The following is a 19,791-nucleotide window of genomic DNA, read 5'->3' as shown; positions in this document are numbered from 1 at the left end:
TGCTAACACCAACTTACGTTTTCCGCCCCGTAACCCCGCCCCCCAAACGTGCCGCATTTGGTAAGTTGCGCGGTCATCAGCCATGAACCTGCCCTCATGCGTGCGATTATTCCCGTAGCTGGCGTTGGTAGCCGCCTTCGTCCACACACCTATACGCTCCCGAAAGTCCTGCTGAACGTTGCCGGGAAGCCAATCCTTGGCCATATCCTTGACCGGCTTATTGCCGAAGGGATCAGCGCCGCCTCCATTGTTGTTGGATACTTGGGGGAGATGGTGGAGGAGTATGTTCGGAAGAACTATCAGCTTGATGTTGAATTCATTGAGCAGCCGGAGCTGTTGGGGCTTGGGCACTCCATCTATTTAACGCGCCATACCTTCACCAGCGAACCGCTGCTGATTATCCTGGGCGACACAATCTTCCAGGTTGCGCTTGGTCCCGTGATTGCGGGGCAGGAATCGTCGCTTGGGGTGAAATGGGTGGAGGATCCGCGCCGGTTCGGCGTGGTGGAAACCGCCGACGGGCGGATAACACGGCTGGTGGAGAAACCCCAGAACCCGGCAACCAACCTTGCCCTTGTTGGGCTTTACTACATCGCCAACCCTGCGCTCCTTTCCGAATGCTTGGGCCAGCTTGTGGAGGGGAACCCCGGCAAGCAAGGGGAGTATCAGCTGACCGACGCTTTGCAGATGATGATTGACCGTGGCGAACCGTTCACCACATTCCCGGTGGAGGGTTGGTACGACTGCGGCAAGCCGGAGACTTTGCTGGCAACCAACCGGCACTTGCTGCAACAGCAATCAAGCGTGGTGGCGTTGGAGGGGTGCATCATCAACCCACCGGTGCATATCGCCCCGGGGGCGCAGGTGCGCAACTCCATCATCGGGCCGTTTGCCACCGTTGCCGAAGGGGCAATGGTGAGCAACGCAATGATTGAAAATTCCATTATTGGGGAGAACGCAACAGTGGAGGGGGTGGCGCTGGCCGATTCCATTATCGGGCCGGAAGCAGAGGTGAAAGGGGAGCCGCGCCGGGTGAACATCGGCGCAAGCTCCGAACTGAATCTTGGCTAAGATTCAGTTCCAGCAACCGCAATCGAACACACATCTATAACCGTTCAACATGTCCTATCTCTTCACATCCGAGTCGGTCAGCGAGGGGCATCCCGACAAAGTCTCCGACCAAATTTCCGACGGCATCCTTGATGCAATCCTGAAAGAAGACCCGGCCGCCCGCGTGGCGTGCGAAACGTTCGTCACCACCGGCTTGGTGGTGATCGGGGGGGAGATCACCACCACCACCTACGTGGATTTTGCCGAGGTGGCGCGGAAGGTCATCCGCGAGATTGGCTACACCCGCCCCGAACTGCGGTTCGATGCCGATTCCTGCGGGGTGCTGAACGCGGTGCACGCCCAATCGCCCGACATTGCCAGCGGGGTGAATCCCGGCGGGGCCGGCGACCAGGGGATGATGTTCGGCTACGCCACCGACGAAACCCCGGAGCTTATGCCAATGCCGCTGATGTTCGCCCACCGAATTGTTCAGCAGCTTGCAAAGGTCCGCAAGATGAAGAACAGCCCCATGCCCTACCTTCGCCCCGACAGCAAAAGCCAAGTCACCATCGAGTACGACGAGCAAAACCGTCCGGTCCGCGTTGACACGATTGTTGTCTCCACCCAGCACGACAAGTTCAAAAGCAAGAAGGAGATGCAGGCGCGGATCAAGGCCGACCTGATCGAGCACGTTCTTCCAAAAGCGATTCCTGCGGGGATGCTGAATGCTGCGGTGAAGTATCACATCAACCCAACCGGGGTGTTCGAGATTGGCGGCCCACACGGCGACACCGGCCTTACCGGGCGGAAGATCATCGTTGACACCTACGGCGGAAAAGCCCCGCACGGCGGCGGCGCGTTCAGCGGAAAGGACCCCACAAAGGTGGACCGCTCGGCAGCCTACGCCGCACGTCACATCGCCAAGAACATTGTGGCGGCTGGGTTAGCAAAGGAGTGCACCATCCAGGTGGCGTATGCGATTGGCGTTGCCAAGCCCGTTTCGCTTCGGGTTGACACGCATGGCACCGGGCAGATCGGCGATGCTGCGCTGGCGGCAATCGTGCAGAAGAACGTTGATATGACCCCGCAAGGAATTATCGAGCGGTTGCAGCTGCGCCGCCCAATCTACCGCGACACCGCCGCCTACGGCCACTTCGGACGCAAGGGCGATGGATTCACGTGGGAGAAATTAGACCTTGTCGAGACGCTGAAAAACGGCGTGAAATAAGGGCCAACAACAGCAAACAATCTCCAGCAAGCAATCTCAATCAAACATCATAAACTCAGACAATGGATCACAAGGAAGGAATGTACAAGGTTCGCGACCTGGCACTTGCCGACGAAGGGCGCAAACTGATTGAATGGGCCGAAAGCCGGATGCCGGTGATGATGGCCTTGCGCGCAAAGTACGCCGAAACGCAACCGCTGAAGGGATACCGCATTGCCGGCTGCCTGCACGTCACCAAGGAGACGGCGGTGCTGGTCCGGACGCTGGCCGCTGCCGGTGCCGAGGTCTCATGGTCCGGCTGCAACCCCCTTTCCACCCACGATGCGGTGGCCGCCGCGCTTGCCGATGAAGGGATCAAAATCTACGCTTGGCACGGCCTTAGCGTCGAGGATTTCTACTGGTGCATTGACCAGACGCTTCTCATCAACCCGAACCTGACACTGGACGACGGGGCGGACCTGATCTTCACGGTCCACAACAAATATCCCGACATGGTTCCGACGATTATTGGGGGAACCGAGGAGACCACCACCGGCGTTCACCGCCTGCGTGCAATGGCCGACGACGGCGCGTTGAAGTACCCGGTGATTGCCGTCAACGATGCCGAAACCAAGTGGGATTTCGACAATGTTTACGGGACCGGACAATCAACTCTGGATGGCATCATCCGCGCAACATCGGTGATGCTGGCCGGGAAGAACTTTGTGGTGGCGGGCTACGGCCACTGCGGAAAAGGGGTGGCGCTTCGTGCAAAGGGGATGGGGGCAAACGTCATCGTCACCGAGGTGAAGCCGACCGCCGCCTTGAAGGCAACATTGGAAGGAATGCGGGTGATGGAAATGGACGAGGCCGCCAAAATTGGCGACGTGTTCGTCACCGCAACGGGGATCAAGGACGTGATCGTCAAACGCCATTTCGAGTCCATGAAAGATGGCGCGATCGTCTGCAACACCGGCCACTACGATTGCGAGATCAACATCACCGACCTTGAATCCATTGCCAACGGCAAACGGGAAATCCGCAACAGCAACGAGGAGTACGTCACCAACGATGGCCGCCGTATCTACCTGCTGGCGCAAGGCCGTTTGGTGAACCTTGCCGCCGCCGAAGGGCATCCGTCCGAGGTGATGGATATGTCATTCGCCAACCAGTTCATGTCGCAAATCCGCCTTGCCGAGATGCACAAAAACGGCGAGCAGTGGGAGAACAAAGTTTACGACATCCCCGCCGAGCAGGATCAAGAGATTGCACGGTTGAAGCTGGGAACCATGAGCATCGGCCTGGACGAGCTTACGCCGGAGCAGATCGAGTACATGGACAACTACGCCGCCGGAACCTAATCCGCCGGGCTATCAGCTTCGATGAACAGGTAGCGGCAGGTCTTTAGCCTGCCCAGTCTTTAGCCTGCCCAGTCTTTAGCCTGCCCAGTCGTTCATCAGGACTAGACACCGAAGGCTAAAGACCTTCGGCTACCGGGTGATGGGGTAGCGGCCCCGACCTCCGTCGGGATTGATAACAGGTCTTTAGCCTGCCCAGTCGTTCATCAGGACTAGACACCGAAGGCTAAAGACCTTCGGCTACCGGGTGATGGGGTAGCGGCCCCGACCTCCGTCGGGATTGATAACAGGTCTTTAGCCTGCCGAGTCTTTAGCCTGCCATCGAAGCCTTGAGGTGAAAAAAAAAACGGCGCGGCAAAACTGCCGCGCCGTTTTTTCATTGTTCGTGCATCATCGTTGGATTAGGTCAGCCGCTTGCCGCTGCTTAGCATCTTGTTGAAGATGAACTTGTAGAGAAGGTAGATTGCCCCGCCAACAAGCACAGCATAAATGGCCCACGAAAGGAGCGTCCAAGCAAGGCCTAACACCATAAACAAGAGTTTGATAGCGACGTAGCCAACAACAATGGCTAAGACGATGGCCAGAATCTGTTTACCCGACATGATGAACTCCGGTGTATGTTTGGTTAAAGAGTTGGTTTCGTTCACGCAGAATGCTTCGTTGATGCTTCGAGGCCTCTGGTAAGTGGGCATCGGCTACGCCCAAGATAAGCACAAGTTTCGCACATGGTCAACCATCAACACGATCAAGAAAAAAATGACGACCAGCCACAACTGCAACGGATTCGGTTGCGGGCTGCGTGGCTATCGTTCGGGATTGGCATCCTGATGCTGCTGATGAAGATGGGGGGCTATCTGGTGACAAACTCCGCCGCTGTGCTCTCCGATGCGTTGGAGTCGGTGGTGCACGTGATTGCCACGGGGATCGCGCTCTACAGCACGGTTCTGATCGCCCGCCCCGCGGACCATCGCCACCCGTATGGATATGGCAAAATGGAGTACTTCTCGGCCGGGGCAGAAGGGGCGTTGATTGTTGCTGCGGCAATCGCCATTTGCTACGAAGCCACGCTGGACCTTATCCGTGGCAGCCACCTGAAAGATATTGACGTTGGCGTTTGGATTGTGGCCGCTGCGGGTGCAATCAACCTGCTGCTGGGGTATTACCTGATCCGCACCGGGAAACGCACCCGCTCGCTGGTTCTTGAAGCCGACGGCAAGCACGTCCTGACCGATAGCTTCACCTCAATCGGCGTGCTGGTTGGATTGCTGCTGGTGAAGTTGACTGGGGTGGTAATTCTGGACCCATTGTTCGCCATTGCCGTGGCGTTGAACATCCTGTACACCGGCTACCAGTTGGTTCGCCAGGCATTGGATGGATTGATGAACACGGTGGATACTGAGACGCTGGAGCGGACCGTGGCCGCCGTCAACAAAGCCCGCCGCCCAGAGATGATTGATATGCACCGGCTGCGGTCGTGGCGCGCGGGGGAGCGGCGGTTCATTGATTTCCATCTGACGCTCCCATACTACCTGCCGCTCCGCGCAACGCACGACCTGCAAGATGTCCTTATCAAAACCGTTGCTGCCGAGTTCCATAACCAAGCGGAGTTGCTGCTGCATCTGGACCCCTGCAATAACGCGTTGTGCCGTTTCTGCACCGTCGCCAACTGCGAAGTCCGCCACAACCCTTTTGCCGAAAACAACCCCTTCACCATCGCCGGAGCAGTGGATATTCCGGTGTATCAAAGGAAGGGGGGAAGCCAGTGAGTATTGAGGGGTGAAGGGTGTAGCTTGGGGGCATGATCGAACCCCCATGCCACTACCCCCTCCAGACAAAACTCACCCCAATCCGTACCAAATTCCTCGCCCCGCCCCTTTGAATTCATCAATCTCTGCAACCATCACCAGCAACTCTGGCGTTATCTTGATGGAGTCGGTGTGGATCATGCCGGAAAAGATACCGGATTATACCGGATTAACCGGTGGAACGTGGTTGCCGATTCATTGGCTGATTGAGGAAAGGGGCGCGGCTTCGCTTCTGGCCTGGGGAGGGGGAGGACCCAAAACAATATCGGGCAGGTTTTTACGCCGTTGCCGGGCGATTGCCCCAACACAACTGCATCAATAACTCAAACAATTCAATGGATTTTTTCTCGCTCCATATCGTGGTGATGATGATGCTGGCAGGGCTGGGGGAAATGCCCCTGGAGAGCCTAACGTTCAATGATTTCACCGCCGTGGATGGCATTGCGTTGCGCCCCACTTCCATTGCCGAGCTGAAAATCCAAGCGCATTATCACCGCTTGGTGGCTCAGCTTCCAAAGAATCCGCAAGCCACGTTGGACCAGATTGAAGGACCGCACCGCAAGCTGCTGGCCTTGCGCTACTATCTGAACCGGCAAGGGAGTTTGAAAAGTGAGTGGACCTGGACCCGTTCCCAGTTTGAGCGGTTCAAACGGAGCGGTTCGTACCGCAAAGCGATTGCAGAAGTGGAGCGGGTGAAAGCAATGTTTGCCCAGCTGAACCCCGGCTATACGTTGGGAACAACGCTGGAGGCGCGCCCGCTGGAGGACCAGGTGAGCAGCTGGAACACGGTGCCTTCGGTGGAACGTGCGGCAAGCGCGCTGTACCGCCAACTGATGCGTGCCGCGTTGGATAGCAATCTTAACATCCCGCCCGACTCCGCCGATCTGCAAGCCTTCCGCCAGCAACTCCAGGATGCTGCGCTGGAAGGCGTTCCAACGGTTGCTGTGCCGGGGATGTCGCAGCACGGGCAGTTGCGGGCGTTCGACTTTGTGGTGAAGCAGGGGGGGGCGATTGTTGCGGGGACCAATGCCGGCGCGGTGCGTTCGCGGTGGGATGCGCCGGGTTGGACAAAAAAACTTCAGGAAGCGATTCGGGCAGCAAGCAGCAGTTTTTCCGGCCCGCTGCGCTCGCCGTATGAACCCTGGCATTACACCTACAACCGGTAAGCCCGCAGGGTTTGATTGCAGCGTGTTGGCAGCGGGCTAATCGTACAGGTTTGCCGCCCGCAGCAATGCTTGTTGGTCAATAATCCGAATCTTCCGCCCCACAAAATCAATGCTCCCTTCCTGGCGGAATTCGCTTAAAATTCGGATGGTGGATTCCGTTGCCGAGCCGATGATGTTGGCAAGCTCTTCGCGCGTTACCACCACGTTCAGCGTTTGATTATCGGACTTTAGGCCGTAGGTGTCTTTCAGCAGAAGCAACGCTTCGGCAAGCCGTTCTTTTGCCGGCTTCTGCGCCATGTCAACAATCCGTTCTTCGGCGTGGCGAAGCTCCTCCGAAAGAAGTTTCAGCACGCGCATCGAAAATTCCTGGTTTGTTGTCAGCAGCGAAAGGAATGCCGATTTGGGGATGTAGCAAAGGGTCGAATCCTCCATCGGCACCGCGAAGGCGGAGTAGGGTTCGCTGCTAAGAAGAGAACGGTAGCCAATCAAATCCCCAGCTTTCGCCAAGCGGACAATCTGCTCCTTATCATCCTTCCCATGCTTGTACAGCTTCACTTTTCCCCGGTGCAAGCAATACAGCCCGCTTGGATTATCCCCCGCGAAGAAAATAATCTGGCCCTTGCGGTAATGCTTGCAGACTTTGACCTCGGCAATGGACTCCACCTGGTTTGGTGTCAGGTCGGAGAAGATCGAAAGACCTTTGGCAATGCATTGGTCACATTCGGGAATGGGAGTTCTGGCAGGTTTCAGCATGGCGCATCACTGAGTTTGTGTTCAACCGAAGACAGCGCTTTCCGGTGGGATTGCCACCCTGATGCTTTGTGTAGGCAGTGTGAAAATAACAAACAAAGGCCGGCAATCGCTGCCAGCCTTTGTTTGTGTTTGTGCAATCTTGAGGAATCGTTGGAAATCCTGCTTTCCCTCGGGTCTTTTCTTAGTGGACCTCAAGGTAGCGGTCCAGCTCCCACTGCGAAACCGCAATCCGGTACTGATCCCATTCCTGCATCTTCGCTGCGTAGAATTTGTTGAAGGTGAACTCACCCAACGCACCACGGACCACGTCGTTGGCGGCCAATTCGTCCAGAGCCTCCTTCAGCGTGGCGGCCACCGAGCCGATTCCCCGCTCGTGTGCTTCCTCGGCGGTCATCTCAAAGATGTCATCTTCCACGGGGGCTGGCGGGGTCATCTTCTTTTCAACGCCATCAAGCCCGGCGGCAAGCAGCACGGCGAAGGCTAAGTATGGGTTTGCTGCTGGGTCTGGGCAGCGGATTTCCACGCGAACGGCTTTCTCGCGGCCCGGGGTGTAGCGCGGCACACGGATCAGAACCGAGCGGTTTTTTTGGCCCCAAGCCACGTTCACCGGTGCTTCGTAGCCAACCACCAATCGCTTGTAGCTGTTGATGGTGGGGTTGATAATGGCGTTCAATGCCTTGATGTGGTGCAGCTGCCCCGCAATGAAGTTCTGCGCGAAATCGCTCAGTGAGTAAATGCCATCGGCATCGAACATCATGTTTTTCCCTTCGGCGGTGAAAAGCGATTGATGGACGTGCATCCCCGACCCGTTGATCCCGGTAATCGGTTTTGGCATGAAGGTGGCGTGCAGCCCGTGGCGTTGGGCAATGGACTTGAAGGCATACCGCAACGTCACCGAAGCGTCGGCACCGGCAAGCGCGTCGCAGTAGCGGAAGTCAATCTCATGCTGGCCAATCGCAACCTCGTGGTGCAGTGCCTCAACGTCAATGCCGAACTCCTGCAGCGACATCGTCATCTCCTGGCGAATCTCGGCGGCGGCATCGGTGGTTTGGTCGAAATACCCCCCTTCGTCGTGGGGAAGTGCCGTCAATTTCCCGTTCTCCTTCTTGAACAGGAAGAACTCCAACTCCGGCCCAACGTTGAACACATATCCCATCTGCTTTGCCCGCTCAAGCTGGCGTTTCAGGATATAGCGCGGGTCCCCCTCGAACGGCGAACCATCCGGCATGAACACGTCGCAGATGATGCGGGCAAGGGTTCCGCTGGGGGAGTTCTTGGTCCATGGAATCACGGCGAACGTGTCCAGGTCCAGCTTCAGGAACATGTCGCTTTCATGGATTCGGGTGAATCCCTCAATCGAGCTTCCGTCGAACCAGACGTTGTTGTCAATGGCTTCTTCCAACTTCCAAACGGGGATTGTCACCGCTTTCAGCACGCCAACAATATCGGTGAACTGAAGGTTCACAAACTGCACGTTGCGCTCGTGTGCTAATTCCAACACTTGCTGTTTGGTCATTCCCATTGTGTGTAATGCTCCGTTGATTGGGTTTGAATTTGTATTGTCACAGGAACCGTCTTCCATCCTTTCTCTATGTTTGTGCCGGCTTCGTGCCCCGCTCGCGCCGCCCTTCGCTTACCACCTCGTCGGCGTGGATAAGCGGCATGGCAAGCCCCTCCTTGTGGGTGGAAAGCACCAAACTGGTGCGGGTTTTCACCACCCCCGACCACCGCTGAATCTCGGCCAACAACGCCTCGAGCGTTGCGGTGTTCTTGGTGCGAATCTTGATAAGGTGGCTTCCGTCGCCGGTGATTGCGTGGCACTCCATAATCTCCTCGTGCGCCACTGCCTTTGCCAAAAATTTGGGGTAGTGGGTGCTGGAATCCACCCGAACCTCGATGAACGCGGTGATGTCAAGCGCCAGATACTGCGGGTCCAACTGGGCATGGAAACCACGAATCACCCCGCGGTCTTCCAGCTTCCGCAGCCGCTCGGCAACTGCAGGGGAGGATAACCCAACTTGCTCGGCCAACGCCCCTTGGCTAATCCGCCCGTTCGTTTGAAGGATGCGAAGCAGCTCAAGGTCTATGCCGTCAAGATCAGTGGAAAGGCGCATTGGCTTTGATTAGTTAAGCAGGTGCGCAAACATACAAAAGAAATTAAGGCAGCAACGGTAGTCAACAAGAAAAAAATATGATTGAACGTTACACGCGCCCGCAGATGGGCGCAATCTGGCAGGACCAAAACAAGTACACCATCTGGTTGGAGATTGAAACCCTTGCGGTGGAAGCCCAAGCCGAAATGGGAATCATCCCCACCGAAGCCGCCCAAGCCATTCGCGAACGGGGTGCGTTCGACGTTGCGCGGGTGCTGGAAATCGAAGAGACCACCAAGCACGACGTGATCGCCTTCCTGACGAACGTGGCTGAGTATGTTGGCGAGCCATCCCGCTACGTCCACCTGGGGATGACCAGCAGCGACGTGCTGGACACCTGCCTTGCTGTGCAACTGAAGCAAGCGGGGGAGATCATCCTTGCCGACCTTGAGGCCCTGCGCGATGTGCTGGCCCGCCGCGCAAAGGAATTCAAATACACCATGACGATCGGTCGCTCGCACGGGATCCATGCCGAGCCGACCACCTTCGGGCTGAAGCTGGCATTGTGGCACCAGGAAACCGTGCGGAATATCGAGCGGATGAAGCGGGCGATTGAGGTGATTGCCTACGGCCAAATCTCCGGCGCGGTGGGAACCTTCGAGCATCTTAGCCCGCAGGTGGAGGAATACGTCTGCCAACGGCTGGGGCTGAAAGCGGACCCCGTAACAACCCAGGTAATCCAACGCGACCGCCATGCCGAATACATGGCCACCCTGGGGGTGATTGCCGCAACGCTGGAGCAGTTCGCAACCGAAATCCGCCACTTGCAACGGACCGAGGTGCTGGAGGCCGAGGAGTACTTCTCCGCAGGGCAGAAAGGGAGCTCCGCAATGCCGCACAAACGGAACCCGATTATCAGCGAGCGGATTTGCGGAATGGCGCGGATTATCCGCGCAAACGCCCTTGCCGCAATGGAAAATGTTGCGCTGTGGCACGAGCGCGACATCAGCCACTCCTCGGTGGAGCGGGTGATCTGCCCCGACAGCACCATCGCCCTTGATTACATCCTGGACAAAATGACCTCCATGATGGACCGCCTGCTGGTCTATCCCGAAACCATGATGAAAAATTTGGAGATCACCAGCGGGCTTCACTTCTCGCAAACGATCTTGTTGGAGTTGGCCAAGCGGGGCATCAGCCGCGAAGATGCCTACCGGATGGTCCAACGGAACGCCATGGAGGTGTGGCAAACCCGCGAGCCGTTCGCCCAGGTCCTGAAACGGGATGCCGAGCTGACCGCGCTCCTTCCCCCCGAGGAGATTGACAGCCTGTGCGATCTCCAAAAATCTATCCGAAACGTTGACCACATCTTCCAGCGGTGCGGGCTGGGGGAGTAGAAACTTGCGGCGATGGAGCAGATGTGAGTGAGGTGGCGTGGGAGGGGGGGGCCTGAGGCAAGGGTGAGTAGGGAGTGAGGAAGTTGGAGCAGCGATACGGGGCGGGCCAGAATCGGGGCGCGCTTACTTCTCCAACGGGAAGGCGTACAGGTCGTAGCCATCGCAGCCCCCGCCGCGGTTGCTGGCAAGGTAGAGTTTCCCCAAGATCACGTACGGGGTGAAATCATCAGCTTCGGAATTATAAGGGGCATCCAGGGCTTCGCGCTTGGTTGCCCCTTTTTTTTGTTGGAACAGGTCAAGCCCGTGGTCGGCGGTTCTGGAGGCGAAGTACAAGGTTCCGGTGCTGGGGTCCACGAACGGAGAAAGCTCGTCGTTCGGCGAATTCACCACCGGGCCGGCATTGCGCGGTTCCCCCCACGTTCCGCCGGGTTGGCGTTCGGCCACGTACAGGTCATATCCCCCAATCCCTCCGGGGCGGTTGGAAGCAAACCAAAGTTGCTGGCCGTCGGCGGTGACGAAGGGCTGGCTTTCCCACATCGTGGAGTTGATGATGGGGCCAAGATTGATCACCGCCGCCGCGTCCCCTTCGGTGACGGCGTACAGGTCGCAGCCGCCGATTCCTGCCGGGCGGTCGCACCCGCAGAAGTAAGCGATAATTCCAAACGGGTCCCCTTGTGGTGCCCATGCGATGGTGGCTTCCTCGCGCCCTTCCGCGCCGGGGGCAAGCTGGTACAGAAAGGCTTCGTCCCACCGCTCGGACAACCGCATCGAGGAAAAAAGATGCGCCGGGCGGGAATCGGCAAACTGCTGGCGCAGCCCTCCGGTGCCGGGGATGTCGCGGTTGCTGGTGAAGATGATCGTTCCACTATCCTGCAGCACCGGCGCGTAGTCGTCGAATGGTGAGTTGATCTCCGGCCCAAGATTGCCAAACGCCGAAACGCTTGTGCAACGGCTGGAGCCGCAACCGGAAAGGGGAACAAGGAGCGGGATGCTCAGGAGAAAGAGCGCGAACAGGAGCTTCATCGGCGGCAAAGATGAAGTTTTTTTTTGACTGGCGCGAAATCAATCGGTGAATCATGCCCGATTCGTCAGAGCTTAACATTACTTTGAAGCCAATCTCAACCCGCAGAAGGGGAAGGGGGGAAACCAATCTCAACGCTTGAAACAAACCACATGAACATGATGAGGAGACTATCCATTCCACTGCTACTGCTGGCGCTGTTTCCATCCATGCTTTTTGCGCGAACAATCCATGTTAGCCCAAACGGAAGCGATGGTGGCGACGGCAGTTCGGGGCAACCGTTCCAAACGATCATGAAAGCCTTGGAGGAAGCTGCCGACGACGACGTGATTGAGCTACGCACCGGAACGTATCAAAGCAACGAACTTCGCATCACCCAGAACAACCTCACCATCCGCTCGGCCAGTGGCCAATGGGCCAAAATTGTTGCCCCCGTGGATGTTGAAGATATTGGCTCCTGCATCTGGTACCGCGAACCAGAGGTGACGGGGGGAAGGCTGGAGCGGTTGGAGATTGTTGGGGGATACTACTACGGCGTGAAATTTGAAACCAACTGGGACTTCACCGACGACAACGGCGTGCAGCTTCAGCTGTCACAACGGCGCGGGGTGAAAGGGGTGACGATCATCGGTTGCAAAATCCACGACACCGGGCGCGATTGCATCAAACTCACCCCGGGCTGCGCGGACATCTCCATCCTTTCCTGCGAGATTTACCGCAGCGGAGTTGGTCCGGCCAACGACCCCACCAACCCCGACCCGTACTCGCACAACGCCGAAGGGATTGATAACGTGAACGCCGCGCGGATGGTGGTCCGCAACTGCTACTTCCACGACATCTCAACCACTGGGATTTATGCCAAAGGGGGAGCAACCGATTGCTTGATTGAGCAAAACCTGATTGTCAACACCGGCGACGGTGGGATTTTTTTGGGGTTCGATACCGATCTGGAGTTCTTCGACACCATCCAAAACCCCAACCACTACGATTGCATCAGGGGGATGGCACGGAACAACATCATTGTGAACACCGGCGGCGCGGGAATCGGTTTTTGGGGAGCAAAGGATTGCCAAGCAATCAACAACACCGTCATCACCGCAAGCACGAATTTCCACGCGCCGCTGTTCATCAACCATAACTCCATGTACTACGGCGAGGAACCCGAACCAAGCGTGGAGATGCCGTGCGAAGGAATCGTGGTGAAGAACAACATCTTTGTTGACAACACCGGAACCGGAGACGAAGATTACACGGCGATTATCCGCCCAATGGGGTTGGTGGGGACCAACGACTTCAGCAACAACTGCTATTTCAAAGCTGGGAAGGCTGCGCAATTCGATATCGCCGGCGATGCTGCCGTGAATTTCAGCGAGTGGAGGGCATTCGTGAAAGGGGAGGCGATGAGCATGGAAGCGGATCCGCAGCTGAACAACCAGCACCATCTGAACGCCGGAAGCCCTTGCATTGACAAAGGAGCAAGCACCACCGGGACAACCAACGATTATGATGGAAACCCACGCAGCAGCGCGGTGGATATCGGTGCCGACGAGCATGGCGGGCCGGCACTGGCAACCCCACCAGAAGGGAACACCGTTGGAACCGGGCTGAATGGAGCAACCAGCGGCGTTGCCCAGGAGCCTCGACCCGCAGCAGTTCGCGTTGTTCGCGGGGAAGGGGGGATGTTCCTGATTGAGCTACCCCGGGTGTCCCGAAATCAACCAGCCGCACTGTTTGCGATCGGCGGCCAGCGGGTGGCTTCGTTTATGCCAGAATCGGAGGTCCTAACCGTGGACCTTGCGTCCCAACCAGACGGCATCTACCTGCTGCAACTTGCCAGCGAAACGGTGGCGTTGGTGAAGCTGTGAGGCTTGTTGTGGTAGCGGCCCCGACTGAGTCGGGGCCGAGTTTTTTTGAGGAGAGAGACACCGAAGGCTAAAGACCTTTTATCAATCCCGACGGAGGTCAGGGCGGCTACCAGTGCGGTGGCGGCTCTGATTCTGTCGGGGCTGTCTCTTTTTGGGGAAGGAGTGAGGGCGAAAACGGAAGGCTGGAAACTCCCTGCATCCCCTTGTCACCGCATCAACACCATGCGCCCCCAGTCGGGTTCGGCAAGGGAGCTTGTGGACAGGGAGTAGAAGAAGAAACCGGAGGAAAGCCCGTTGGCATTGAACACGACGCTGTGCAGGCCGGCGGCTTGCTCCTCATCCACCAACACGCTGATCTGGTTGTAGAACGCATCATACACCTTCAGCGTGACACGCTCGGTGCGGGCAATGGAGTAGCTGATGGTGGTCGTCTCCCGAAATGGATTGGGGGCGTTCGGTGCAAGAAAATGCCGCATCCCAGCAACGGCTCCTCCCAGAGTGTCGGCAGCCTGTTTTGCAGCCACTGGGCCTGCTGGTGCCTCGGCAGGGAGGAGCGTTGATTCGCCAATCGCTGCCTCAACGATTTTCATCGGGATTCGGCACTCGGCGGCGTGGCTCCCAACCGATCCGGGCATCACCTGCGCGGATACTCCACCAAACAGAGCAAAGAATACTCCAGCCGTAAGTATCAGGTTCCGCTTTCTCATTGGTTAGCCCTCCGCTGTTGCCCCGGCCGGGGCGTTGGTTGTTGGCACGCTTTCTGGATAGAGCAGGCAGCGGACGTGATGCCCCTTCCCGTCATCCCCTAATTTGGGGTGAGCTACTTTGCATTCCGGCATTGCTTTTGGGCAGCGCGGGTGGAAGTGGCAGCCGCTGGGAAGGTTCGCCGGGCTTGGCACGTCGCCGGTTAGGATAATCCGGTTTGGCTTGCGGCGCGGGTCCGGCATCGGAACTGCCGACATCAAGGCTTGGGTGTACGGGTGCTTCGGGTTGGTGTACAACTCCTGCGAGGTGGCAAGCTCCACAATCTCCCCCAAATACATCACCGCAACACGGTCGCTGATATGCTCCACCACCGAAAGGTTGTGGGCAACGAACAGGTAGGTCAGCCCAAAATCGCGCTGCAAATCTTCCAGAAGGTTGATGACCTGCGACTGGATGGAAACATCAAGTGCCGAAACCGGCTCGTCGCAGACGATAAATTTTGGCTGGACCGACAAAGCGCGTGCAATCCCAATCCGCTGCCGCTGCCCGCCGCTGAACTCATGCGGGTAACGCCGCGCATATTCCGGACGAAGCCCAACAACGTTCAGCAATTCCTCCACCCGCTCTTGTATTTCGGCTTGGCTGCTGCGCAGGCCGTGGAACTTGATGATCTCTGCCAGCATCCCCCCAACGGTGATGCGCGGGTTCAGCGATGAATACGGGTCCTGGAAGATGATCTGCATCTGGCGGCGCAGCGTCCGCATCTCGCTGGTCTCCATCTTCGTCACCTCGCGCCCTTCAAACTTGACCGACCCGGACGTCGGCTCAATCAGCCGCAGGATGGAACGGCCAACGGTTGTTTTTCCGCAACCAGATTCCCCCACAAGCCCCAGCGTCTCCCCTCGCTGGATTGTCAGCGAGATGTCGTTGACGGCCTTAACAAAGCCAACGGTCTTGCTGAGCAACCCCCGTTTGATTGGGAAGTATTTCTTCAAGTTCTGGATTTCAAGAAGCGTGTTGTTTTCCATTGGAGACTATCAGTTGGAGAGTATCAGTGGAGAGTGTTCGGTTGGAATATGTCTGCCGGGAGAAGGAGATTTGGCCAGTAATCGTTTTGTTGGTTGGTCGCCACTGTTGCTTGAACAATCCCGCCCGCGCCCGGCGCTGAAGCAGCGCGTTGCCGCCTGCTAAATGGGTTCAACTACGGTGCTCCAGCAGTTGATGCCCGGCAATGGCTGCGGCGGCAATGGCTGCGGTTTCGGCACGCAATCGCGCCGGACCAAGCGTGGCCACCAGTGCGCCCGCGGCTTCGGCTTCGGCAACTTCTGCTTCGGTGAATCCTCCTTCGGGACCAATCAGGAGCATTGTTCGGTTTCCGCCGTGCTGTTGCAGGGCTTGGTTCAAAGTCTGCTGCCCGACCCTTTGCTCGTGGCAAAGAATCAATGGATCCGTGCTGTGCCGAAGCGCTTGCACCAGCGTTGTTGGCTGATGGAGCAGCGGAAGGTAGCTCCGTTGCGATTGCTTCAGCGCGGCCACCGCCACCCGCAGCAATCGTTCGCGGTGCAGATGCCCTTCCGAGCGTTGGGTCCTGATTGGCAGAAGCTCCCGCACCCCAAGCTCAACCGATTTTTCCACCAGCCATTCCACGCGGCTGCGGTCATCTATCATCCCGAAGCCAAGGGCAATATACGGCCAGCCCGCGTCGCTCTCCAACAAGTTGTTGAGGCATCGCAGCAGTGGTCCCGATTTCTCCCACGCCACAACCTCCGCCTCAATCTTTCTCCCCTTGCCATCCAGCAGTATTGCCCGGTCCCCAACCGCCAGCCGCAATGCTCGGGCGTGGCGTGCCTCATCGGCTTCCAAGCGGATAGCTCCATCGGCGTGGGGGATTGGCCCGGCGTACCAAAGTGCCGGTATCGAGGAAGAAAAATGATGCTCCATGAAGGCTATGATGTTTGCAGATTGCGGGCGCGCCCAGCTCCGCTGCATGATACGATTCTGTTCCGATTGGCCCGCTTCACGCCTTCTCCAATTTTGGGGGATGCGAAGCCGCTTGCGGCGGAGCAGGGAGCGCGGCGGAAGCAGTGCGATGCCCGATGGGGCGATGGAGACGGCACTCATTGCGCCGATCCCTTTCTTTATTTTTTTTGCGAGTTACTAACAAATCGGCCAATTCCTGTGTTAGAAGTATGTAGGCATTGTGGTACTTCGGCAAGCCGCAGGGAAAGGGGGGATGGATTCTGGAGGGTGTGCGGGTTGTGCCGGATGTAAATGGCGATTTTTTGCTGAATCAACCGTTTTCCAACATCACGTGATGTCTGCGGTCCTTCTTCTTCTCCCTTCTGCGCAATCAAACCAGTGACCCTTACCGATGTGTTCATAGGGCGATCATCTCAGCCGCGTCAACTTGATGACGACGAGCTGATGCTGCGCGTGCGCAACGGAGATGAACTTGCGTTCAGAACCTTGTACGACCGCTACAAGAATCAAATCTTTTGGTTCTGCTACCGGACGTTGAAGGACCGCGACACGGCCAAAGATGCCGTGCAAGAGGTCTTTATCCGCATCTACCGGATGCGCGATAAATATGTGCCGGGGACAAATTTTACGGGTTGGATCCATTCAATGGCGCGAAATCAATGCTTAAACATCCACCGCACCCAGAAGGATACCGAGCCGTTCGACGAGCTTCAGGACTACGCCATCCAGATGGCCAACGAACGCTCCGACACCGCTTTGCAGGATCACCTTGCCTACGAAGTTGCCCAGCTTCCCGAAATCTACCGCGAAGCATTGGTGCTGCGGGAATATGAGGGGCGGTCCTACCAAGAAATTGTCGAGATAACAGGGCTGTCGCTTTCGGCGGTGAAGTTTAGAATTTTCAAGGCCCGCGACCTGCTGCGGGAACGCCTGGCCAAACGGCTGGATGAGTTCGATTAAAAATCCAGACCTGTAAAAAACGCCCTGCTGAGTTGTTGCTACGAACAGTAGGGGAATCAACAAGCAACCGACAACGCTAACGATAAAGACGACGGACACTTTTCACAATGAATACCAACGACATTCAGGAGCTGTTTGAAGGGACGCTGAGCGATGAGCAGATGGCCGAGGCGCTCCACGTCCTTTCCGTCAGTCCCGAACGGCGCACCGCGTTCCGCCAGCACATGGCCTTGCGTGATGCAATCGAGAAAGACCGCCTGACCAATGGCCTGCGCCCCGAGGAGGACGCTGCCATTTGGGGGGCTATCGCGGGGGGAAGCGGGATTGTTGCCAACCCGGTTGCCCGCCCCTTCCTGGGCGGTTGGATGCGCCGCGGCATCGCCCTGGCCACCGCCGGAGTGGTTGGGTACATTTTGGGGTCCACCCAGTTCGGCAACCTGTTCGGCGGCGGTGATGCTGCCGGAAGCCAGCAGGGGGGAAGCGTTGAAGCCGTTTCCACCATCGCCCCGGCAACGTCATTGGATTTGCAAACAACCACCCTGCAAGCGGCGGTTCTGCAAGCAGTGGTTGACAAGGCAGGCTCCGCTCCGAATCTTTCAGCGTCCGCTGTCTCCGCTTCGGCATCTGAGCCGAGGGTGATCTACCGCGACCGCATCATCCGCGTTCCGGTTCCGGTTGCCAGCGGTGGAACCTCCAATTCGCCGCGCCTTGCCGCTGCCGATGGGCTGCGGAACAGCGCAACGGCAAGCGAGCAAAACAATACCAGTGCCAATAGCATCAGTACCAACAACAACGCGGAGAAGAGCGTAGCCGAAAATGGCCAATCGCTTACCGCTCCGCCGTTCAATCTTTCCACCAGCCTTCTGGCGACCCAGAACGGAACCAGCAATGGCCAGACGTTGGGGAGCAATCTTGGAAATACTCTTGCCAGCAATCGTGGAAGCGACCGGAACGGAACCAACGCCTCCACACTGCTGAGCAATGGAGCCGCGCCAAACAGCACCGCTCCTTCCTCCAAGCCCGACAACGTGAACAACAACTCCGGGAAAGGTGCGGCTCCGGTCGCCACCTCGCCAACTGCCGACCCCACACGGGCGAACGGCTTGGAGTTGATTTACAGCGAGCGGCTTGGGCTGCTGGCTCCAACACCGCAAGGGATCACCAACCCTGACCGTGAGTTCAGCAACCGGAGCATCGGCGCGATATACCGCTTTGGCGAAGGGGAGTTCGGTTTGGGGGCGCGGATGGTGTATGGGACCCTGGCCTCGGTCAGCTTGCAGAAAGTGGGGGAGAATATCACCGGCGGAAACGACTACGGGCCGGTGCTGAATGCCAGCAAGAAATTGTGGGTGGAGGCTGTTGGGAATTATCGGATTCCACTTTCGGAAAAAATGGCCTTGAATTTTGAAGGCTCGTTCGGGACCAACTCCACCAGCACGTTGTACGGGGCCGATGCCTTTGTGGTGTGGTACTTCACCAACACCATTGGCGCACAGCTTGGAGCCGGCGTGGCCAGCTACAGCTACGACCTCCGCGAGGAACGCCGCAAGCTGATTGAGGGAAGCCTGAACGATGGTGTGGTCTCCACCGCCAGCGATACCTACCGGGGCACGCTGATCCAGGGTCGCTACGGGCTGTTCTTCCGGTTCTGAAATCGGATGGAAACGGACGTTACTTCAGCAAACAACACAACTACGGAATAGATACCATGAGGACGAAAAGAAGCATAGGGGTGATATGGTTTGCGGCGCTTCTGCTGGCAACAGCCATCAGCGCGTGCAGCATCACCGAGCCAGAAGGCCCAACAACCGTTGCGGAGTTTTCGTGGCCCACAACCCCGAACCTGTCAATGACCTACAAGAAGGAATCCAAAAACCCACAGTTGGGGAGCGTGGATACTTCCGAGGAACACTTGACCGTGCAACGTTCGCAGGCCCAGTTCAAGGGGAACACCATGTTCGAGCTGTACGACACCGTTTCCGCCGCAGCGGCCCGCACGCGGTTCCTTGCTTTGAACGACACGCTGATCGTGTATGATAATCTTGGATGCCAGTACGCGCTGGTTGGCGCGATGGAAAAAGGGAGGGAGTGGTACTCCCCACGCCGTGGTTTTGCGGACGACAAGCCGTCGTGGCACGCAAAAATTATTGAACGCTACGACTTCAAACGGGTGGAAGGAAAAACCTACAACAACGTGATTGCCGTTCGATATACCGAAGTTGACAGCAACAAAGTCGAGACAGGAAAAGGGGTGTGGGTGCGGCTGTTTGCCGAAGGGGTGGGGGTGGTCCAGGAGGTGAGTTATTCCTATCCCATTTCATCGGGCGGTCCGGCGCAGCCCGGGGAAGAAACCAACTTCGACTTGCTTCGCCAGGAAGCCCGCCGCGTGCTGATCCAAACCGACGCAGTCCAGAACTAACGCCGACGATAC

The 19,791-nt window shown here is 57.6% G+C and carries 18 protein-coding genes; 10 read left to right on the top strand and 8 right to left on the bottom strand.

Annotated elements, in window-relative coordinates:
- Positions 1–96: 96 nt before the first annotated feature.
- From IPM61_14670 to ahcY, 3 genes are all read left to right on the top strand, one after another.
- Positions 97–1,071, top strand: coding sequence for an NTP transferase domain-containing protein (locus IPM61_14670; GenBank protein ID MBK8912559.1), 975 nt, complete (start codon positions 97–99; stop codon positions 1,069–1,071).
- 49 nt (positions 1,072–1,120) lie between these two features.
- A complete protein-coding gene (locus IPM61_14665) occupies positions 1,121–2,278 on the top strand; it encodes a methionine adenosyltransferase (protein ID MBK8912558.1) in 1,158 nt (385 codons plus the stop codon).
- Positions 2,279–2,340: 62 nt separating this feature from the next.
- The gene (ahcY, locus tag IPM61_14660; GenBank protein MBK8912557.1) at positions 2,341–3,618 is read left to right on the top strand and encodes an adenosylhomocysteinase; all 1,278 of its coding nucleotides are present in this window, start codon (positions 2,341–2,343) and stop codon (positions 3,616–3,618) included.
- A gap of 398 nt (positions 3,619–4,016) precedes the next feature.
- On the opposite strand, the gene IPM61_14655 is transcribed toward ahcY, so the two are convergent.
- Complete coding sequence (locus tag IPM61_14655; GenBank protein ID MBK8912556.1) at positions 4,017–4,262, bottom strand: hypothetical protein; 246 nt, start codon at positions 4,260–4,262, stop codon at positions 4,017–4,019.
- 78 nt (positions 4,263–4,340) lie between these two features.
- On the opposite strand from IPM61_14655, the gene IPM61_14650 reads away from it, so the two are divergent.
- Positions 4,341–5,381 (top strand): cation transporter, encoded by a 1,041-nt coding sequence (locus tag IPM61_14650; GenBank protein ID MBK8912555.1) that lies wholly within the window; start codon positions 4,341–4,343, stop codon positions 5,379–5,381.
- A gap of 374 nt (positions 5,382–5,755) precedes the next feature.
- On the top strand, positions 5,756–6,586 hold the full coding sequence (locus IPM61_14645) for a hypothetical protein (GenBank protein ID MBK8912554.1): 831 nt from the start codon (positions 5,756–5,758) through the stop codon (positions 6,584–6,586).
- A 36-nt stretch (positions 6,587–6,622) separates the two neighbouring features.
- Here the strand turns inward: IPM61_14645 and IPM61_14640 are convergent, their stop codons facing one another.
- The 3 genes from IPM61_14640 to IPM61_14630 form a co-directional block, all read right to left on the bottom strand.
- Positions 6,623–7,339 carry a Crp/Fnr family transcriptional regulator gene (locus IPM61_14640; GenBank protein MBK8912553.1) on the bottom strand — a complete coding sequence of 239 codons (717 nt, stop codon included), beginning with the start codon at positions 7,337–7,339 and terminating at the stop codon, positions 6,623–6,625.
- A gap of 181 nt (positions 7,340–7,520) precedes the next feature.
- Positions 7,521–8,855, bottom strand: coding sequence for a type I glutamate--ammonia ligase (gene glnA, locus IPM61_14635; protein ID MBK8912552.1), 1,335 nt, complete (start codon positions 8,853–8,855; stop codon positions 7,521–7,523).
- A 73-nt stretch (positions 8,856–8,928) separates the two neighbouring features.
- Positions 8,929–9,453, bottom strand: a complete 525-nt coding sequence (locus IPM61_14630; protein ID MBK8912551.1) for an Lrp/AsnC family transcriptional regulator — start codon at positions 9,451–9,453, stop codon at positions 8,929–8,931.
- 77 nt (positions 9,454–9,530) lie between these two features.
- On the opposite strand from IPM61_14630, the gene IPM61_14625 reads away from it, so the two are divergent.
- Positions 9,531–10,829 carry an adenylosuccinate lyase gene (locus tag IPM61_14625; protein ID MBK8912550.1) on the top strand — a complete coding sequence of 433 codons (1,299 nt, stop codon included), beginning with the start codon at positions 9,531–9,533 and terminating at the stop codon, positions 10,827–10,829.
- Between the two features lie 123 nt (positions 10,830–10,952).
- Here IPM61_14625 and IPM61_14620 read toward each other — a convergent pair whose 3' ends face one another.
- Positions 10,953–11,852: a PD40 domain-containing protein gene (locus tag IPM61_14620; GenBank protein ID MBK8912549.1), complete on the bottom strand. Its 900-nt coding sequence runs from the start codon at positions 11,850–11,852 to the stop codon at positions 10,953–10,955.
- 156 nt (positions 11,853–12,008) lie between these two features.
- Here IPM61_14620 and IPM61_14615 point away from each other — a divergent pair, with 156 nt between their 5' ends.
- On the top strand, positions 12,009–13,715 hold the full coding sequence (locus tag IPM61_14615) for a right-handed parallel beta-helix repeat-containing protein (GenBank protein MBK8912548.1): 1,707 nt from the start codon (positions 12,009–12,011) through the stop codon (positions 13,713–13,715).
- 206 nt (positions 13,716–13,921) lie between these two features.
- Here the strand turns inward: IPM61_14615 and IPM61_14610 are convergent, their stop codons facing one another.
- The 3 genes from IPM61_14610 to IPM61_14600 all read right to left on the bottom strand — a co-directional run bounded on the left by IPM61_14610 (position 13,922) and on the right by IPM61_14600 (position 16,541).
- Positions 13,922–14,422 (bottom strand): hypothetical protein, encoded by a 501-nt coding sequence (locus tag IPM61_14610; GenBank protein MBK8912547.1) that lies wholly within the window; start codon positions 14,420–14,422, stop codon positions 13,922–13,924.
- Positions 14,423–14,425: 3 nt separating this feature from the next.
- Positions 14,426–15,448, bottom strand: a complete 1,023-nt coding sequence (locus IPM61_14605; protein MBK8912546.1) for a dipeptide ABC transporter ATP-binding protein — start codon at positions 15,446–15,448, stop codon at positions 14,426–14,428.
- A gap of 169 nt (positions 15,449–15,617) precedes the next feature.
- Positions 15,618–16,541, bottom strand: a complete 924-nt coding sequence (locus IPM61_14600; protein ID MBK8912545.1) for an RsmE family RNA methyltransferase — start codon at positions 16,539–16,541, stop codon at positions 15,618–15,620.
- Positions 16,542–16,778: 237 nt separating this feature from the next.
- Here IPM61_14600 and IPM61_14595 point away from each other — a divergent pair, with 237 nt between their 5' ends.
- The 3 genes from IPM61_14595 to IPM61_14585 all read left to right on the top strand — a co-directional run bounded on the left by IPM61_14595 (position 16,779) and on the right by IPM61_14585 (position 19,779).
- Positions 16,779–17,360 carry an RNA polymerase sigma factor gene (locus tag IPM61_14595; protein ID MBK8912544.1) on the top strand — a complete coding sequence of 194 codons (582 nt, stop codon included), beginning with the start codon at positions 16,779–16,781 and terminating at the stop codon, positions 17,358–17,360.
- 107 nt (positions 17,361–17,467) lie between these two features.
- Positions 17,468–19,012 carry a hypothetical protein gene (locus IPM61_14590; protein ID MBK8912543.1) on the top strand — a complete coding sequence of 515 codons (1,545 nt, stop codon included), beginning with the start codon at positions 17,468–17,470 and terminating at the stop codon, positions 19,010–19,012.
- Positions 19,013–19,068: 56 nt separating this feature from the next.
- Complete coding sequence (locus tag IPM61_14585) at positions 19,069–19,779, top strand: hypothetical protein (protein MBK8912542.1); 711 nt, start codon at positions 19,069–19,071, stop codon at positions 19,777–19,779.
- Positions 19,780–19,791: the final 12 nt, after the last annotated feature.

Source organism: Chlorobiota bacterium, assembly GCA_016710285.1.
GTDB lineage: Bacteria > Bacteroidota > Ignavibacteria > OLB7 > OLB7 > OLB7.
Note: the sequence above shows the minus strand (reverse complement) of the source record. Positions and strands in the feature narration are given on the sequence as shown.

Coding starts and splice junctions, on each gene's coding strand:
- IPM61_14670 (MBK8912559.1), top strand. CDS start 97: ATGCGTGCGATTATTCCCGTAGCTGGCGTTGGTAGCCGCCTTCGTCCA.
- IPM61_14665 (MBK8912558.1), top strand. CDS start 1,121: ATGTCCTATCTCTTCACATCCGAGTCGGTCAGCGAGGGGCATCCCGAC.
- ahcY (MBK8912557.1), top strand. CDS start 2,341: ATGGATCACAAGGAAGGAATGTACAAGGTTCGCGACCTGGCACTTGCC.
- IPM61_14650 (MBK8912555.1), top strand. CDS start 4,341: ATGGTCAACCATCAACACGATCAAGAAAAAAATGACGACCAGCCACAA.
- IPM61_14645 (MBK8912554.1), top strand. CDS start 5,756: ATGGATTTTTTCTCGCTCCATATCGTGGTGATGATGATGCTGGCAGGG.
- IPM61_14640 (MBK8912553.1), bottom strand. CDS start 7,339: ATGCTGAAACCTGCCAGAACTCCCATTCCCGAATGTGACCAATGCATT.
- glnA (MBK8912552.1), bottom strand. CDS start 8,855: ATGACCAAACAGCAAGTGTTGGAATTAGCACACGAGCGCAACGTGCAG.
- IPM61_14630 (MBK8912551.1), bottom strand. CDS start 9,453: ATGCGCCTTTCCACTGATCTTGACGGCATAGACCTTGAGCTGCTTCGC.
- IPM61_14625 (MBK8912550.1), top strand. CDS start 9,531: ATGATTGAACGTTACACGCGCCCGCAGATGGGCGCAATCTGGCAGGAC.
- IPM61_14620 (MBK8912549.1), bottom strand. CDS start 11,852: ATGAAGCTCCTGTTCGCGCTCTTTCTCCTGAGCATCCCGCTCCTTGTT.
- IPM61_14615 (MBK8912548.1), top strand. CDS start 12,009: ATGATGAGGAGACTATCCATTCCACTGCTACTGCTGGCGCTGTTTCCA.
- IPM61_14610 (MBK8912547.1), bottom strand. CDS start 14,422: ATGAGAAAGCGGAACCTGATACTTACGGCTGGAGTATTCTTTGCTCTG.
- IPM61_14605 (MBK8912546.1), bottom strand. CDS start 15,448: ATGGAAAACAACACGCTTCTTGAAATCCAGAACTTGAAGAAATACTTC.
- IPM61_14600 (MBK8912545.1), bottom strand. CDS start 16,541: ATGAGTGCCGTCTCCATCGCCCCATCGGGCATCGCACTGCTTCCGCCG.
- IPM61_14590 (MBK8912543.1), top strand. CDS start 17,468: ATGAATACCAACGACATTCAGGAGCTGTTTGAAGGGACGCTGAGCGAT.
- IPM61_14585 (MBK8912542.1), top strand. CDS start 19,069: ATGAGGACGAAAAGAAGCATAGGGGTGATATGGTTTGCGGCGCTTCTG.